Annotated in this window: 17 protein-coding genes; 8 read left to right on the top strand and 9 right to left on the bottom strand. The window is 68.6% G+C overall.

The window, feature by feature from the left end:
- The first annotated feature begins 131 nt into the window (after positions 1–131).
- Together fabA and fabB are read left to right on the top strand one after the other, a co-directional pair.
- Complete coding sequence (gene fabA / locus AC1VXD_RS15320) at positions 132–647, top strand: 3-hydroxyacyl-[acyl-carrier-protein] dehydratase FabA (protein WP_079220498.1); 516 nt, start codon at positions 132–134, stop codon at positions 645–647.
- Positions 647–1,855 carry a beta-ketoacyl-ACP synthase I gene (gene fabB / locus AC1VXD_RS15325; RefSeq protein WP_482992770.1) on the top strand — a complete coding sequence of 403 codons (1,209 nt, stop codon included), beginning with the start codon at positions 647–649 and terminating at the stop codon, positions 1,853–1,855. The genes fabA and fabB overlap by 1 nt, the downstream gene beginning before the upstream one ends.
- 281 nt (positions 1,856–2,136) lie before the next feature.
- On the opposite strand, the gene AC1VXD_RS15330 is transcribed toward fabB, so the two are convergent.
- The 3 genes from AC1VXD_RS15330 to AC1VXD_RS15340 are packed head-to-tail and all read right to left on the bottom strand — an operon-like array spanning position 2,137 to position 4,579.
- The gene (locus AC1VXD_RS15330) at positions 2,137–2,820 is read right to left on the bottom strand and encodes an HAD family hydrolase (protein ID WP_482992771.1); all 684 of its coding nucleotides are present in this window, start codon (positions 2,818–2,820) and stop codon (positions 2,137–2,139) included.
- The gene (locus AC1VXD_RS15335) at positions 2,817–3,518 is read right to left on the bottom strand and encodes a pseudouridine synthase (RefSeq protein ID WP_482992772.1); all 702 of its coding nucleotides are present in this window, start codon (positions 3,516–3,518) and stop codon (positions 2,817–2,819) included. The genes AC1VXD_RS15330 and AC1VXD_RS15335 overlap by 4 nt, the downstream gene beginning before the upstream one ends.
- Positions 3,515–4,579: a class I SAM-dependent methyltransferase gene (locus AC1VXD_RS15340; protein WP_482992773.1), complete on the bottom strand. Its 1,065-nt coding sequence runs from the start codon at positions 4,577–4,579 to the stop codon at positions 3,515–3,517. The genes AC1VXD_RS15335 and AC1VXD_RS15340 overlap by 4 nt, the downstream gene beginning before the upstream one ends.
- 158 nt (positions 4,580–4,737) lie before the next feature.
- Between AC1VXD_RS15340 and AC1VXD_RS15345 the strand changes: the two genes are divergently transcribed.
- A complete protein-coding gene (locus AC1VXD_RS15345) occupies positions 4,738–5,001 on the top strand; it encodes a hypothetical protein (RefSeq protein ID WP_108767606.1) in 264 nt (87 codons plus the stop codon).
- Positions 5,002–5,040: 39 nt separating this feature from the next.
- Here AC1VXD_RS15345 and AC1VXD_RS15350 read toward each other — a convergent pair whose 3' ends face one another.
- Complete coding sequence (locus AC1VXD_RS15350) at positions 5,041–5,343, bottom strand: DUF3247 family protein (protein ID WP_482992774.1); 303 nt, start codon at positions 5,341–5,343, stop codon at positions 5,041–5,043.
- 19 nt (positions 5,344–5,362) lie between these two features.
- Complete coding sequence (locus AC1VXD_RS15355) at positions 5,363–7,387, bottom strand: PAS domain-containing hybrid sensor histidine kinase/response regulator (RefSeq protein ID WP_482992775.1); 2,025 nt, start codon at positions 7,385–7,387, stop codon at positions 5,363–5,365.
- A 208-nt stretch (positions 7,388–7,595) separates the two neighbouring features.
- On the opposite strand from AC1VXD_RS15355, the gene AC1VXD_RS15360 reads away from it, so the two are divergent.
- Entirely contained in the window at positions 7,596–8,162 is a 567-nt protein-coding gene (locus tag AC1VXD_RS15360; protein WP_482992776.1) for a DUF3016 domain-containing protein, read from the top strand.
- Positions 8,163–8,229: 67 nt separating this feature from the next.
- Here the strand turns inward: AC1VXD_RS15360 and alr are convergent, their stop codons facing one another.
- Together alr and AC1VXD_RS15370 are read right to left on the bottom strand one after the other, a co-directional pair.
- Positions 8,230–9,297 carry an alanine racemase gene (gene alr / locus AC1VXD_RS15365; RefSeq protein ID WP_482992777.1) on the bottom strand — a complete coding sequence of 356 codons (1,068 nt, stop codon included), beginning with the start codon at positions 9,295–9,297 and terminating at the stop codon, positions 8,230–8,232.
- Complete coding sequence (locus tag AC1VXD_RS15370) at positions 9,276–10,580, bottom strand: D-amino acid dehydrogenase (protein WP_482992778.1); 1,305 nt, start codon at positions 10,578–10,580, stop codon at positions 9,276–9,278. Before AC1VXD_RS15370 ends, alr begins: the two co-directional genes overlap by 22 nt.
- A gap of 149 nt (positions 10,581–10,729) precedes the next feature.
- Here AC1VXD_RS15370 and AC1VXD_RS15375 point away from each other — a divergent pair, with 149 nt between their 5' ends.
- Positions 10,730–11,209 (top strand): winged helix-turn-helix transcriptional regulator, encoded by a 480-nt coding sequence (locus AC1VXD_RS15375; RefSeq protein WP_108766941.1) that lies wholly within the window; start codon positions 10,730–10,732, stop codon positions 11,207–11,209.
- A gap of 57 nt (positions 11,210–11,266) precedes the next feature.
- Here the strand turns inward: AC1VXD_RS15375 and AC1VXD_RS15380 are convergent, their stop codons facing one another.
- A complete protein-coding gene (locus AC1VXD_RS15380) occupies positions 11,267–11,455 on the bottom strand; it encodes a lana protein (RefSeq protein WP_482992779.1) in 189 nt (62 codons plus the stop codon).
- Between the two features lie 115 nt (positions 11,456–11,570).
- Complete coding sequence (locus AC1VXD_RS15385; protein WP_482992780.1) at positions 11,571–11,960, bottom strand: classical arabinogalactan protein 4; 390 nt, start codon at positions 11,958–11,960, stop codon at positions 11,571–11,573.
- 137 nt (positions 11,961–12,097) lie between these two features.
- On the opposite strand from AC1VXD_RS15385, the gene msrB reads away from it, so the two are divergent.
- From msrB to motB, 3 genes are all read left to right on the top strand, one after another.
- Complete coding sequence (gene msrB, locus AC1VXD_RS15390; RefSeq protein ID WP_482992781.1) at positions 12,098–12,565, top strand: peptide-methionine (R)-S-oxide reductase MsrB; 468 nt, start codon at positions 12,098–12,100, stop codon at positions 12,563–12,565.
- A 91-nt stretch (positions 12,566–12,656) separates the two neighbouring features.
- Positions 12,657–13,511, top strand: a complete 855-nt coding sequence (motA, locus tag AC1VXD_RS15395) for a flagellar motor stator protein MotA (RefSeq protein ID WP_108767598.1) — start codon at positions 12,657–12,659, stop codon at positions 13,509–13,511.
- Between the two features lie 3 nt (positions 13,512–13,514).
- Positions 13,515–14,495, top strand: a complete 981-nt coding sequence (gene motB / locus AC1VXD_RS15400; RefSeq protein ID WP_482992782.1) for a flagellar motor protein MotB — start codon at positions 13,515–13,517, stop codon at positions 14,493–14,495.
- Positions 14,496–14,600 lie beyond the last annotated feature (105 nt).

Below are 14,600 nucleotides of genomic sequence, written 5' to 3' on the forward strand. Positions count from 1 at the left end.
ATCAACGGGATGCGTGATTCCCGGGGAAAACACTACGCACGCGTACGGTGCGGCGGTTTGATTCCCGTTGCAACCGTCGTGCATCCTCGGGGACTTGTTGCCTTGTTTTCGCTTCCAGGAATGCGCTTTCCATGACTCGTCTCCACGCGTTCAACCGTGACCAGCTGCTGGCCAGCGCCCGCGGTGAACTGTTCGGCGCCGCCGCCGGCCGTCTGCCCAACGACCCGATGCTGATGTTCGACCGCATCACTGAAATCCGCGAGGACGGCGGACCGCATGGCAAGGGCATGGTTCGTGCCGAACTGGATATCCGCCCGGACCTGTGGTTCTTCGGCTGCCACTTCATCGGCGACCCGGTGATGCCCGGCTGCCTGGGCCTGGATGCCATGTGGCAGCTGACCGGCTTCTACCTGACCTGGCTGGGCGCGCCCGGCAAGGGCCGCGCCCTGGGCTGCGGCGAGGTGAAGTTCACCGGCCAGGTGCTGCCGGAAGCGAAGCTGGTGCGCTACGAGATCGACATCACCCGCGTCATCAACCGCAAGCTGGTGATGGCCCAGGCCGATGCCCGCATGTACGTGGACGACCGCGAGATCTACAACGCCCGCGACCTGCGCGTGGGCCTGTTCACTGAAACCGGGAGCTTCTGATGCGTCGCGTCGTCATCACCGGCATGGGCATCACCTCGTGCCTGGGCAATGATCTGGATACCGTTTCCTCGGCGCTGCGCGAAGGCCGCGCCGGCATCACCGCGCTGCCCGACCACGCCGAAGCCGGCCTGCGCAGCCAGGTGGGCGGCCGCGTGGATCTGGACCTGGATGCACAGATCGACCGCAAGCAGAAGCGCTTCATGAGCGATGCGGCTGCCTTCGCCTACATCGCCATGCGCGATGCGATCGCCGATGCCGGCCTGTCGCCGGAACAGGTGAGCGCGCTGCGCACCGGCCTGATCGCCGGTTCCGGCGGTGGTTCCAGCGAATGGCAGGTGGGTGCCGTGGACCTGCTGCGCGCCCGTGGCGTGCGCAAGGTCGGCCCGTACATGGTGCCGCGCACGATGTGCTCCACCGTGTCGGCCTGCCTGGCCACCGCGTACCAGATCAAGGGCGTCAGCTACTCGCTGTCGGCCGCCTGCGCGACCTCCGCGCACTGCATCGGCGCGGCCGCGGACATGATCCGCCATGGCGCGCAGGACATCATGTTCGCTGGTGGCGGCGAAGACCTGCACTGGTCGATGAGCGTGATGTTCGATGCGATGGGCGCGTTGTCGACCAGCTTCAACGACACCCCGGCCAGCGCCTCGCGCCCGTATGACAAGGACCGCGACGGCTTCGTCATCGCCGGTGGCGGCGGCATGCTGGTGCTGGAAGACTTCGACCACGCCGTTGCCCGCGGTGCGCGCATCCATGCCGAGCTGATCGGCTACGGCGTGACCTCCGACGGTGCCGACATGGTCGCCCCGTCCGGCGAAGGCGCGGTGCGCTGCATGAAGATGGCGCTGCAGAACGTCGACCGTCCGCTGGATTACCTCAACACCCACGGCACCTCGACGCCGCTGGGCGACGTGACCGAGCTGGGCGCGATCCGCGAAGTGTTCGGCGATGCGGTGCCGCCGCTGTCGTCGACCAAGGCGCTGTCGGGCCACTCGCTCGGCGCGGCCAGCGTGCATGAGGCGATCTACTGCCTGCTGATGATGCGCGATGGTTTCGTGGCCGGCTCGGCCAACATCACCGAGCTGGACCCGGCGGTGGAAGGCTTCCCGATCCTGCGCGAGAGCCGCGAGCAGAAGCTGGACACGGTGATGTCCAACAGCTTTGGTTTCGGGGGTACGAACGCGGCGCTGGTGTTCGGCCGCGTTTGATTGGAAGGCGTGCCGACCAACGGTCGGCACCCACCAGCGCGGTGATCGCGCGGATGTAGAGCCGAGCCCATGCTCGGCTCAGTGCCAACCAAGGTTGGCATCTACCAGAGCGGTAGAGCGTGCCGACCAACGGTCGACACCCACCGGTAGCGCCGGGCCATGGCCGGCGGGCGCAGTGATCGCGCGGATGTAGAGCCGAGCCCATGCTCCGCTCAGTGCCAACCAAGGTTGGCATCTACCAGAGCGGTAGAGCGTGCCGACCAACGGCCGGCACCCACCGATTATTTCGGCAGCAACGGCACCAGCAGGGCGTGGGCATCCACCAGCGAACCGACGATGCGGTGGCCCAGCGCGCGCAGTTCTTCATCCGGATGCACCAGGTCCGGCACCTGGATCACGGTCATGCCCGCCGCCACGGCGGCGCGCGTGCCGGCCGGTGAATCCTCCAGCGCCAGACAGCGTTCCGGTGCCTTGCCCAGCCGCTGTGCGGCCAGCAGGTAGATATCCGGCGCCGGCTTCGGGTGGGCGACGTCGCCACTGGTGATGACCGCATTGAAGTACGGCAGCAGTCCGGCCGCGGCCAGCTTGCGGTTGGCCCGCGGCTGCCGCGTGGTGGTCGCCACGGCGCGCGGGATGCCGTGCGCCTTCAGCAGTTCCAGCAGCTCCAGGATGCCCGGCCGCAAGGGCAGGCCGGTCTGCGTGCGCGCCTCGTAGAGATCGTGGCAGCGCGCCGCCATCGCCGCGATCATCGCGTCCGACACGCCCTGCCCGCGCAGCAGCGCCTGGCTGTCACGGTCACCCAGGCCGACCATGCGCACGAAGAACGTTGCGTCCAGCGGCAGCCCGAGTTCGGCGGCCGCCTCGCTCCAGCAGGCGATCGACACCCGCTCGCTGTCGATCATCAGGCCGTCCATGTCGAAGATGACGGCATCCGGGAGGAACGACAGCGCAGCGAGGGAGGTCATGGAGCGAACAGGGTGTCCAGGTCGGTGGGGGTCAGCATCCGCCATTGGCCTTCGTCCAGCCCCTGCAGGTCCAGGCCGCCGACGCGGCTGCGGTGCAGGGCCTGCACGTGGTTGCCGACAGCGGCGAACATGCGGCGCACCTGATGGTAGCGGCCTTCGTGCAGCACCAGGCGCGCCTTGCGCAAGCCCAGCACTTCGAGTTCAGCCGGCAGCAGGGGCGTCTTCTCCGCTTCCAGCATCAGCGTGCCGCTGGCGAACTGCGCCACTTCATCGCCCCGCAGGTCCTCGGCCAGTTCCACTTCGTAGACCTTGGGCAGCTTCGACTTCGGCGAGATGATCCGGTGCAGCAGGCCGCCATCGTCGGTCAGCAGCAGCAGGCCGCTGGTCTCGCGGTCCAGGCGGCCGACGGTGGACAGCACCGGATCGCGGTCGCGGAAGCGCGGCGGCAGCAGATCGTAGATCAGGCGGCCGGTGTCCTTGGTCGAACAGGTGTAGCCGGCCGGCTTGTACAGGGCCAGCGACAGGCCCACCGGCGGGTCCAGCGGCTCGCCATCGACCCGGATCGCCTCGTGCGGCACCTGGTCATCGGCGTACAGCACTTCGCCGTCGGCATCGGTCACGCGACCCTCGCGGAACATCCACTGAACCTGCTTGCGGCTGCCGTAGCCCAGGTTGGCGATCAGCTTGACCAGCTTCACTTGCCCTTCCCCTTCACCGCCTCGACCAGCTTGAAGCCATCGCGCTCGGCGATGACACGTACCGCGCCGAAGCTCTCGTTGAGCGTGTACTCGTACGGCAGGTGGCGGTTGGCCACCACGTACAGGCGGCCACCCGGGCGCAGCGCCTGCGCGGCCACGGCGATGAAGCGCTGGCCGATGTCGGGGCGGTCGGCGCGCGACGGCGTGTGGAACGGCGGGTTGCTGATGATGACGTCGTAGCCCGGCTCGACGCCGGCGGTGACGTCGCGCCACAGGAAGCGCAGCGGCAGCGCGCGCGGCGGCGGCGCCAGGTTCAGTTCGGCCAGGGCCAGCGCACGCTGCTCGGCTTCGTACAGGTCCAGCGCGGTGATCTTCGGGCAGCGCTCCAGCAGCTCGCGCGACAGGTAGCCGTAGCCGGCGCCGAGATCGGCGGCACGCCCGGCCAGGTCGGCGGGCAGGTGCTCGGCCAGCAGCGCCGAGGCCGGGTCGATGCGGTCCCAGGCAAACACGCCCGGGCGGCTGAGGAAGCGGCCGCCGACGATCGGACGCACCGCGTCCAGCGCGCTCCAGCGCTTGGCCAGGTCGGCGTCGTGCTGGCCCTGCAGCAGCGCGGTCCAATACACGCGGCAGTGGTTCTTGGTCAGGCAGCCGCCGAGGCCGGTCAGCTGCTTGAGGTCGCCTTCGCCGGAGCGGGCGCCCTCGTTGTTGGACTGGCAGGCGACGATGCGGCCACCCTCGGCCACCAGGACCAGAGCGCGGGCGAACAGCGCGCGGGCTTCTTCACGCTGGCGCGGCGGCAGCACCAGCACCAGCGGGTAGCGGCCCTTGCCGGCGGCGGCGTCGATCTCGCCGCTGACGGTCCAGCCGGCGGCCTGCTGCAGCGGCTCGGCAAACGGGGCGAAGCTCTGCTCGCAGTGCACCTCGCGGTTGCCGGCGATCTCGCGCAGCGGCCAGCCATCGCGGGCACGGAGGAAGGCGACCGGGCCGTCGGGCCAGTGCAGGGTGCCGTTGCTGAACGGCAGGAGCAGGGTCTGCAGGGGGGCGTCGTTGCTGGAGGCCATCGGCGCGGGTACTTCAAGCGTAGGGCCGTCCATTGTACCGCCCTCGCCGGGCCGGCCCCGGGGGCCCGCTTTGCGAAAGTTCAACGGGCTGTTGATGCGCCGACAACATCGAAGCGTTCAGGGTAAGGTCTCCCCCAGCAAACCCCAGGAGAACCTGCATGCGCGCCTTGTTCGTCGGTGGAGTAGTCGACAACAGTGAAATGGACCTGGAAGGCAGCCATCCGCCCGTGCATTACCCCGAGGACACCGGTGGTGGGCATTCGCGCTACCGCCTGCACCAGGTCGGTCATGGTGCCGATGGCAGCGTGGCCTATGCGGTCTATGGAGCACCGGACCTCGCCGACGACGAAGTGGCCCGCGTGGCCGACGAGCGTGCCTATGCTCGCAGGTTCGAGGCCACGCCGACCGTATTCGAACACTGAAATGCGGGGTGGCGCCGGGCATGGCCCGGCGCTATCGTTTCACGCCTGTGACGGCGCCTTCGGCGGCAACCGGCTGACGCTGGCGATCTCGTCCAGCCAGACGTGGTGCTGCTGTACCGGGTTGTCATGGTCGTCCAGGCGCAGCTGGCCGTTGCTGCCTTCATCACCCGCTTCATTGCGGTACTGCTGCACCGTCGGGCGCACGGCCACGGTGCCCAGCAGGCGGCGGCCATCATGCAGGGTCAGCTGCACCTGCCATTCGCCACCCAGCTGCGGCAACAGGGCTTCCAGACGGGCGATCTGCGCTGGGTCAGTGTGGATGCGGGGCGCAATACGGGACATCGGTGAACCTCCTGGGTACTCAGTGCAAGGCATCGCTGCTGCGTTGCGGCTGCACGCTGCGCACGGCCGAAACCAGCTGCGCCACCGAGTACGGCTTGGCGACGTGTTCCTGGAAGCCCGAGGCAAGCGCGCGGCGGCGGTCATCGGCACGTGCCAGCGCGGTCACCGCCACGGCGGGAAGGTCGGTCGCGGCCACGCCCATGTCCTCGCGCAGCGTGCGCATCAGGCCATAGCCGTCCATGCCCGGCATGCCGATGTCGGTCAGCATCACCTGGTACTGCAGGTGGCCGCTGTCGGCCAGCAGGGCCAGCGCTTCACCGGCCGAACTGACCGCCGAGACACTGGCGCCCTGCTCTTCCAGCATGCGCCGCAGGTATTCCAGCACTTCCGGCTGGTCGTCCACGGCCAGCACATGCAGACCGCGCAGCGGATACGGCTCGACCACGGTCGGGTCGAGGATCGGGCCGCTGAATACTTCGCGCAGCGGCCGGCGGTCGGCATCAGGCAGGTACTGCGGCAGGCGCACGGTGAACGTCGAGCCATGGCCATGGCCGTCGCTGGCCGCGCTGATCGTGCCGCCGTGCAGTTCAACCAGCTGCTGCACGATCGCCAGGCCCAGGCCCAGGCCGCCATGTCGGCGCGTGGTGGTGCCATCGGCCTGGCGGAAACGGCTGAACAGATGGTGCAGGAACTCCGGCGCGATGCCGTCGCCGGTGTCGCGCAGGGTGATCGTCCAGTAGCCGCCATCGGCACGCACCTGCGCCTCGATGCGGCCTTCGGCCGGGGTGAACTTGATGGCGTTGGACAGCAGGTTCCAGAACACCTGCTGCAGGCGCGTGGCATCGCCCAGCACCAGGCAGGGCTGGTCGGGCAGCTGCAGGCTGACATCCAGCGCCTTGCCTTCGGCCACCGGCTCCTGTGCCCCCAGGGCATCGCCCAGCTGCGTGCGCAGGTCCAGCACTTCCACCTCCAGCTGCACCTTGCCCAGCAGCATGCTGCTCAGGTCCAGCATGTCCGAGATCAGGCGCTTCTGCGCCGTGGCGCTGCTGGCGATCACGTTCAGGCCTTTGAACAGCGGGCTGGTGTTGTCCACCCGCTGCAGCAGCAGTTCGCTCCAGCCGAGGATGGTGGTCAGAGGCGTGCGCAGCTCGTGCGACAGCGTAGCCAGGAACTCGTCCTTCAGCCGCGCCATGCTTTCCGCGGCACTGCGCGCGGCACGCTCGGACTGCAGCAGCTCCTCGCGCGCCAGTTCGATCTCACGGCGCTCGGTCACGTCCGGGCTGCTGCCCGCCAGGCCGATGAAGCGGCCCATGCGCGAGAAGCGCGGCCGCGCGTTCATTTCCAGCCAGCGCCACTGGCCATCGGCCCGCCGCGCACGCACCAGTGCATGCATCGAGCGCTGCACCGTCAGCGCTTCCTGCAGCTCGTATTCGAATACCGAAGCGTCGTCCGGATGCACCAGGCCGCGCCAGACATCTTCCGGCACGCGGGTTTCATCGCCACCGAAGAATTCGCTGAAGGCGCTGTTGACGAAACGGGCATGGCCGCGCTCGTCCAGCACCCAGACCGGCATCGGCAGGCCATCGGCCAGCGCGCTGAAACGTGCCTCGCTCTCGCCCAGCTCCACTTCGATCTGCTTGCGCGCGGTCACGTCGAAGAACAGGACGCCCAGCTTGTTTTCGCCCGGATCACCGACACGCACTGCGTCCACAGCGAATGAGCGGCCCAACGCGCGTGCTTCCATCTCGAACTGTGCCGGCTGGCCGGTGCGCGCCACTTCACCAAAAATGCGGAACCAGTCGCGTTCGTGCTGCGGCTCCAGCGCGGTCATCCGCTTGCCCTGCGCGCCTTTCAGGCCGGTGTGCCGCTCGAAGGCGTCGTTGACCTCGATGAAGCGATAGTCCACGGCCTGCTCGCCTTCGAACAGCACCTGGATCACGCAGAAGCCGGCATTGATGTGCTCGAGCACGCGGTGATGCAGTTCGGGTTCGGGCGCCGGGGCCTTCGAGGGCGGGCGCTCCGCGAGGGGCGGCAGTGTGGACAAGGGCGTGGGGAACGGACCGGGTGGAGGTACAGCATCTTCCAGAGCGCGTATTCACAGCGTCAAGCGACGTCAGTCAGGCTTGACGACCATGAATTCGCGACAACTGCTGTCGCATATGACGCAATCGGCCATTGCTGGCCCCCGGCAGCAGGATCACACTCGACCTGTCAACCGACACCGCCCCGATCACGGGACGCAGGAGACCACCATGAACCGCTCGCTTTCCGCCGCTCTGCTGCTGGCAGGCGCCCTGGTCGTGGGCAGCGCCACCGCTGCGCCACGCACTGTCACCGATCCGCGGGCACCGCGGGCGCTGCAGGCCGATGGCCCGGTCAGCGTGAAATGGGACGATCCGGCCACCTTCACCGAGATCCGCCGCAGCACCAACCGCTTCGAGGCACAGCGCGGCGACTGGGTGCAGCAGCTGGCCCGCTACGTGCGGACCGCGGCCGCCAAGCCGCTGCAGCCGGGGCAGACCCTCGACGTGACTCTGGTGGACATCAAGCGCGCCGGCGACTACGAGCCGTGGCACGGCCCGCGCGCCGACAACATCCGGATCATGCGCGACATCTACCCGCCGCGCATCACCCTGCAGTACACGCTGAAGGACGCCAGCGGCCGCATCGTCGACGAAGGCGAGGCCAAGCTGAGCGACAGCGGCTACTTGCACAACATCGGGCTGCGCAGCGACAGCGATCCGCTGCGTTTCGAGAAGCGCCTGATCGATGACTGGGTGAAGCGCCAGTTGACCACGCAGGCGACCGCCGCGCGTTGATCAAAGGCCGCCGGGCATGGCGGTGCTGAGGCGTGCGCCAAGGGCTCCGCCGAGCGCAGGCTCGGCGCTACAGATACACCCGGGCCACGCGCTTGACCGCGCACGGCAGCTGGTAGGCGCTGACACCACAGCGCGGGGCCAGTTCGGCCAGCGTCGGCGCCGTGCCCCATAGTTCCACCACGCTGCCGATGCCGGCCTGCGCGTGCGCGGTCAGGTCCACGGTCAGCATGTCCATCGACACGCGGCCGATCAGCCCACCGGGCTGGCCATCGATCAGCACCGGGGTACCGTTCGGGGCGAACTGCGGGTAGCCGTCGGCATAGCCGAGCGCGACCACGCCCACGCGGGTGCGGGCCTTGGCCACGAAGCGGGCGCCGTAGCCCACCGGCTCACCGGCTTCGATCCAGCGCTCGGCGATCACCTTGGACTGCATGGTCATCACCGGGCGCAGGCGCGCGGTCAGCGTGGTGTCGTCCGGCAGCGGGTTGGCCCCGTACAGCATCAGGCCCGGCCGCACCCAGTCGCTGCGCACGTCCGGCCAGCCCAGCAGGGCCGGCGAGTTGCACACGCTGGTTTCGCCCTGCAGGCCGTCGATAGCCGCCTTGAAGGTGGCGGCCTGCTCGTGGGTCCGCTCGCTGTCCAGCTCATCGGCGCGCGCCAGGTGGGTCATCATCACGATGCGCTCCACCTGCGGCAGCGCCGACAGGCGCGCATGCGCGGCGCGGAAGCCGGCCACGTCCAGGCCCAGCCGGTGCATGCCGCTGTCCAGCTTCAGCCACACCGTCAGCGGGCGCGGGCTGTCGAAGGCGGCCAGCGCCTCCAGCTGCCACGTCGAGCCCACCGAGAACCACAGGTCATGCTCGGCCACCAGGGGCAGCTCGCTGACCTCGAAGATGCCTTCCAGCAGCAGGATCGGCGCGCGGATGCCAGCCTGGCGCAGTTCCAGCGCCTCTTCGATGGTGGCCACCGCGAAGCCATCGGCCTCGCCTTCCAGCGCCTGCGCGCAGCGCACCGCGCCGTGGCCATAGGCATCAGCCTTGACCACTGCCAGCGCCTTGCCGCCGCCCAGTTCGCGGGCCAGCCGGTAGTTGCTGCGCAGCGCGCCCAGGTCGATCAGCGCGCGGGCAGGACGCATGCGCGGCTCTCCTGCTGCGGGGCCTGGCCGTACTGGCCGTAGCGGAAGATATCCAGGCCCTCGGTGCTGATCTGCGGCTGGCGCGCACTCATCAGGTCGGCCAGATAGCGGCCCGAGCCGCAGGCCATGGTCCAGCCCAGGGTGCCGTGGCCGGTGTTGAGGTACAGGTTGCGGAACGGGGTGGCGCCGATGACCGGCGTGCCGTCCGGGGTGGCCGGGCGCAGGCCGGTCCAGAAATCGGCCTTGGCCAGGTCGCCACCCTTCGGGTACAGGTCGCGCACCACCAGCTCCAGGGTCTCGCGGCGGCGCTGCGACAGCGACAGGTCGAAACCGGCCACTTCGGCCATGCCGCCCACGCGGATGCGGTTGTCGAAACGGGTCACGGCCACCTTGTAGCTCTCGTCCAGGATGGTCGAGGTCGGTGCCATCGCCGGGTCGGTGATCGGCAGGGTCAGCGAATAGCCCTTCAGCGGGTACACCGGCAGGCGCATGCCCAGCGGCGCCACCATCTGCGGCGAATAGCTGCCCAGCGCGACCACGAAACGGTCGGCGGTTTCCAGCCGGCCACCGATGCGCACGCCGGTGATGCGGTCGCCATCGAACTCCAGGCCGCTGATGTCCTGGTCGTAGCGGAACTCGACGCCGGCGTCGGCCGCCATCTGCGCCAGGCGGCGGGTGAACAGCTGGCAGTCCCCGGTCTGGTCACGCGGCAGGCGCAGCGCGCCCACCAGGCCATCGACATGGGCCAGGGCCGGTTCGGCCTGGATGATGCCGGCGCGGTCCAGCACTTCGTAGGGCACGCCGTACTGGGCGAGGATCTCGATGTCCTGCGCCGAGGCATCCAGCTGCTGCTGGGTACGGAACAGCTGGGTGGTGCCCAGGTCGCGGCCTTCAAACGCGATGCCGATCTGCGCGCGCAGCTCGTTCAGGCAGTCGCGGCTGTACTCGGACATGCGCACCATGCGCGCCTTGTTGATGGCGTAGCGCTCGTGGGTGCAGTTGCGCAGCATCTGCCACAGCCAGCGGTACTGGGCCAGGTCCATGCCCGGCTTGATTGCCAGCGGCGCATGCTTTTCGAACAGCCAGCCGATCGCCTTCTTCGGCACGCCCGGGGCGGCCCACGGCGAGGTGTAGCCGAACGACAGCTGGCCGGCGTTGGCAAAACTGGTCTCCAGCGCGGGGCCGGGCTGGCGGTCGATGACCGTGACTTCAAAGCCGGCCTGCCGCAGGTACCAGGCACTGGTGGTGCCGATCACGCCGCTGCCAAGAACGAGGACTCGCATGGGAACTCTCCAACCCGATGATTCCCTGCGTTTGAGCACGCCGGGAGCATAATCGGGGAAGTATATTCTTCCATTCCCAGACGATTTGCCTGATTTTGAGATCACAGGCAGGATGTTTTCCTGTGATTCACCCCCGGAGGTTGACGGCCATGGCCACACGCCCGCGCGAGCTGGACAAGATCGACCGCAAGATCCTGCGTATCCTGCAGGCCGAGGGCCGTATTTCCTTCACCGAACTGGGTGAACGGGTCGGCCTGTCGACCACCCCCTGCACCGAGCGCGTGCGCCGGCTGGAGCGCGAAGGGGTCATCACCGGCTACCACGCGCACCTCGACCCGGCAGCACTGAAGGCCAGCCTGCTGGTGTTCGTGGAAATCAGCCTGGCCTACAAGTCCGGCGACATCTTCGAGGAGTTCCGGCGGGCGGCGTTGAAGCTGCCCAACGTGCTGGAGTGCCACCTGGTCTCGGGCGATTTCGATTACCTGCTGAAGGCGCGCATCAGCGAGATGGCCAGCTATCGCAAGCTGCTGGGCAGCACCCTGCTGACCCTGCCGCACGTGCGCGAATCGAAGAGCTACATCGTGATGGAAGAAGTGAAGGAGACCTGGGCGCTGCCGATCGCGGATTGAGTGGCTGGGCCGGATGGGGTCAGAGCCCGCTGTGCGGGATCCGACCCCTGGCGCCGGTCAACGCTGCTGCGGGTGCTTCTGCGACCCCTGCTGGCGCTGCTCCTGCTGCCTGCCGCCCTTCTGCGGCTGCTGCGCATCCATCTGCTGCTGTTGCTGCTGCGGGCTGCGGCTCTGGCCCTGCTGCTCCTTGCCGGGATGACGGTTCTGCTGGTTTTTCATGATCGCGATCCAGTGGACGAAGGACATGCAACGGCGGTTGCCGCTGCAGGGCCACGGTGGTCCCGGCGCGGTTAATCGCAGGCGAAAAAACAGTGATCGGCAGGGCGTCGTTTTCGTGGGTTCAGGCCCGCCACGGCGCACATCACGGTTTGATCTGCTGCCCGTCGCCCGCCGGCACGCTGTCGTAGTAACGGCCGGTGCGCGAATCGAACACGCGGTTGGGGCCCGCCGGCTTCACCCCCGGCACGATGCGGCCGTTGCGGTCGTACACCTTTTCCGGTGCCCGCGTGGCCGGCGTCGATGCCGGTGCTACCTGCGCCGGGCCGGTCGAGCGGATCGGCTGCGCCGGCTGGCGCGGCACCTGTACCGGCAGTGCCGGGTTGGCGGGCTGCGGCGGCGCCTGCGGCGCGACCGGGGGCGGGTTCACGCTGTTCGTGCTCCGCGTGGCGGTCGGGCTGGAGGACGTGGGCACCTGGGCCTGGGCAGCCAGCGGCAGCAGGGCAGTCAACAGCAGGGCTAGACGCAGTGTCATGGCACGCTCCATCGTGTGAGACCTCCACCTTGCGCCGGGGCCTGTGTGCCGGCCATGAATGGCCATCACACTTGCAACGGACGCCGTGCACCCCCACGTTTGCCGGCATCCCCAGGCCACACCCCCACGGAGCCGGCATGAGCGCTTTCGACCTGACGCCCCCCACCGCCACCCAGACCGACGCCCTGGTGGCCGGCCTGAGTGCCGAGGAACGCCGCGTGCTGCTGCAGCACGGCACCGAGGCCCCGTTCTGCGGCGTGTTCCTCGACAACAAGCGCGAGGGCGTCTACTGCTGCCGCCTGTGCGCGCTGCCGCTGTTCCGCTCCAGCACCAAGTTCGATTCGGGCACCGGCTGGCCCAGCTTCTTCGCGCCCTACGACCCGGCGCACGTGACCGAAATCCGCGACATCAGCCACGGCATGATCCGCACCGAGATCACCTGCGCCCGCTGCGGCAGCCACCTGGGCCACGTGTTCCCGGATGGGCCGCCGCCCACCTTCGAGCGCCACTGCCTGAACTCGGTCTCACTTTCCTTCGTCGGCAACGGCGAGCCGTGGCCCAATCCGCTGCAGCGTGAAGGCGCCGAGGCCGGCACGGCGGGCTGATCACCCCCGCTGACCGACTTCACAGAATTCCCTCTTCAGAAACACCGGTGTCAGGCCGACAAGGAGATATCCCCTCTCCTTGCGTCGCGCCATGCTCATCATCGTTGGATTCCTGGTCGTCATCATCAGCGTCCTCGGCGGCTACCTGGGCGCCCACGGCCGCTTGGGTGCCCTCTGGCAGCCTTACGAACTGGTCATCATCGGTGGCGCGGCCGTCGGTGCGTTCCTGGTCGGCACCCCGGCCAAGACGGTCAAGCAGACGCTGCAGGCAGCGATCGGCGTATTCAAGGGCCCGCGCTACAAGCAGCAGGACTACATCGACGTCCTCAGCCTGCTCTATGAACTGCTGAACAAGGCCCGCCGCGAAGGCTTCATGTCGCTGGAAGACCACGTCGAGCGCCCGGCCGAGAGTGCCCTGTTCGCCAACTACCCGAAGGTGCAGGCCGACCACCACCTGATCGACTTCATCACCGACTGCCTGCGCCTGATGATCGGCAGCAACATCGAGCCGCACGAACTGGAGCCGCTGCTGGAGCTGGAGCTGGAAAAGCACCACGCCGAAGCGATGGCGCCCTCGCAGGTGATGAACAAGGTGGCCGACGGCCTGCCCGGTTTCGGCATCGTGGCGGCCGTGCTGGGCATCGTCATCACCATGGGCTCGATCGGCGGCGACATCGTCGAAGTGGGTGGCCACGTGGCGGGCGCCCTGGTCGGCACCTTCCTCGGCATCCTGCTGGGCTACGGTTTCATCGGCCCGATGGCCTCGGCGATGGAAGCCCGCGCCGAGCAGGACAGCCGCATCTACGAATCGGTCAAGACCGCCCTGCTGGCCTGCCTGCGCGGCTACAACCCGAAGATCGCCCTGGAATTCGCCCGCAAGACCCTGCCGTCGAACGTGCGCCCGGCGTTCTCCGATTTCGAGCAGCACCTGAAGACGGTCAAGTAAGCCATGGCCGAGAACAAGCCCACCGTCATCGTCCGCCGGGTCAGGAAGGGCGGCCATGCCGCCCATCACGGCGGTTCGTGGAAAGTGGCCTACGCCGACTTCGTGACCGCGATGATGGCCTTCTTCCTGGTGCTGTGGCTCATGGCCAGCACCAGCAAGCCCGAGCGCGCAGCGATCTCCGAATACTTCCGCAACCCCAGCCCGCTGGCCGGGCAGAGCCCCACGCCCGCACCGGGCATGGCCGGCCCGGGCGGCGCCAGCACATCGATGATCAAGCTGGGTGGCGCCACCGATGTGTCCCGCGGCAACAGCAACGACCCCTTCCAGAACCAGAAGGAAGCCGTGCCGCAGCCGGTGGACCAGCAGCAGCGCGACAAGCAGCAGCTGGAAGCGCTGATGAAGGAGCTGCAGGAAGCGATCAGCAGGAGCCAGGCGCTGGAGCCGTTCAAGGACCAGCTGCTGCTGGACCTGACCCCGGAAGGCCTGCGCATCCAGATCGTGGACAAGCAGAACCGGCCGATGTTCGACCTCGGCAGCGCCTCGCTGAAGCCCTATACCCAGCAGATCCTGCACGAGCTGGCCGAGTACCTGAACCATGTTCCGAACCGGATCAGCCTGACCGGCCACACCGATATCACCGCCTATTCGGCCGCACACGGCTACGGCAACTGGGAACTGAGCGCCGACCGCGCCAACGCCGCGCGGCGTGCGCTGGTCGATGGCGGCATGGACGACAGCAAGATCACCCGCGTGGTCGGCCTGTCCTCCTCGGTGCTGTTCGACAAGGCCGACCCGCAGAACCCGATCAACCGCCGCATCAGCATCGTGGTGATGACCAAGGCCGCCGAAGAAGCCGCCCTGGCCGGGGCCGGCCCGCAGGTGGGGCTGTCGGCCGCCGTGGCCGACCCGGATGTGCAGGCCGCGCAGGGTGAGCCCGCGGGCGGGGTCGGATCCCTTTCCCCCGGAAAGGGCTCTGACCCCTGACCGGTCGCCGCGCGGCGGGGGGGGCGCGCCCCGCCCCCCCCCCCGCGGGGGGGGGGGAGGGGGCCGGCCCACCCCCCCCCCGGCCCGGCGGCACGCAGGGGGCGG

The organism is Stenotrophomonas sp. STEN054 (assembly GCF_056854535.1).

Excerpts from the sequence above, each read along its gene's own strand:
- alr (WP_482992777.1), bottom strand. The coding sequence starts at position 9,297 with ATGCGTCCTGCCCGCGCGCTGATCGACCTGGGCGCGCTGCGCAGCAAC.
- motA (WP_108767598.1), top strand. The coding sequence starts at position 12,657 with ATGCTCATCATCGTTGGATTCCTGGTCGTCATCATCAGCGTCCTCGGC.
- AC1VXD_RS15340 (WP_482992773.1), bottom strand. The coding sequence starts at position 4,579 with ATGGCCTCCAGCAACGACGCCCCCCTGCAGACCCTGCTCCTGCCGTTC.
- AC1VXD_RS15360 (WP_482992776.1), top strand. The coding sequence starts at position 7,596 with ATGAACCGCTCGCTTTCCGCCGCTCTGCTGCTGGCAGGCGCCCTGGTC.
- AC1VXD_RS15375 (WP_108766941.1), top strand. The coding sequence starts at position 10,730 with ATGGCCACACGCCCGCGCGAGCTGGACAAGATCGACCGCAAGATCCTG.
- AC1VXD_RS15385 (WP_482992780.1), bottom strand. The coding sequence starts at position 11,960 with ATGACACTGCGTCTAGCCCTGCTGTTGACTGCCCTGCTGCCGCTGGCT.
- fabB (WP_482992770.1), top strand. The coding sequence starts at position 647 with ATGCGTCGCGTCGTCATCACCGGCATGGGCATCACCTCGTGCCTGGGC.
- motB (WP_482992782.1), top strand. The coding sequence starts at position 13,515 with ATGGCCGAGAACAAGCCCACCGTCATCGTCCGCCGGGTCAGGAAGGGC.
- AC1VXD_RS15330 (WP_482992771.1), bottom strand. The coding sequence starts at position 2,820 with ATGACCTCCCTCGCTGCGCTGTCGTTCCTCCCGGATGCCGTCATCTTC.
- AC1VXD_RS15370 (WP_482992778.1), bottom strand. The coding sequence starts at position 10,580 with ATGCGAGTCCTCGTTCTTGGCAGCGGCGTGATCGGCACCACCAGTGCC.
- AC1VXD_RS15380 (WP_482992779.1), bottom strand. The coding sequence starts at position 11,455 with ATGTCCTTCGTCCACTGGATCGCGATCATGAAAAACCAGCAGAACCGT.
- msrB (WP_482992781.1), top strand. The coding sequence starts at position 12,098 with ATGAGCGCTTTCGACCTGACGCCCCCCACCGCCACCCAGACCGACGCC.
- AC1VXD_RS15350 (WP_482992774.1), bottom strand. The coding sequence starts at position 5,343 with ATGTCCCGTATTGCGCCCCGCATCCACACTGACCCAGCGCAGATCGCC.
- fabA (WP_079220498.1), top strand. The coding sequence starts at position 132 with ATGACTCGTCTCCACGCGTTCAACCGTGACCAGCTGCTGGCCAGCGCC.
- AC1VXD_RS15345 (WP_108767606.1), top strand. The coding sequence starts at position 4,738 with ATGCGCGCCTTGTTCGTCGGTGGAGTAGTCGACAACAGTGAAATGGAC.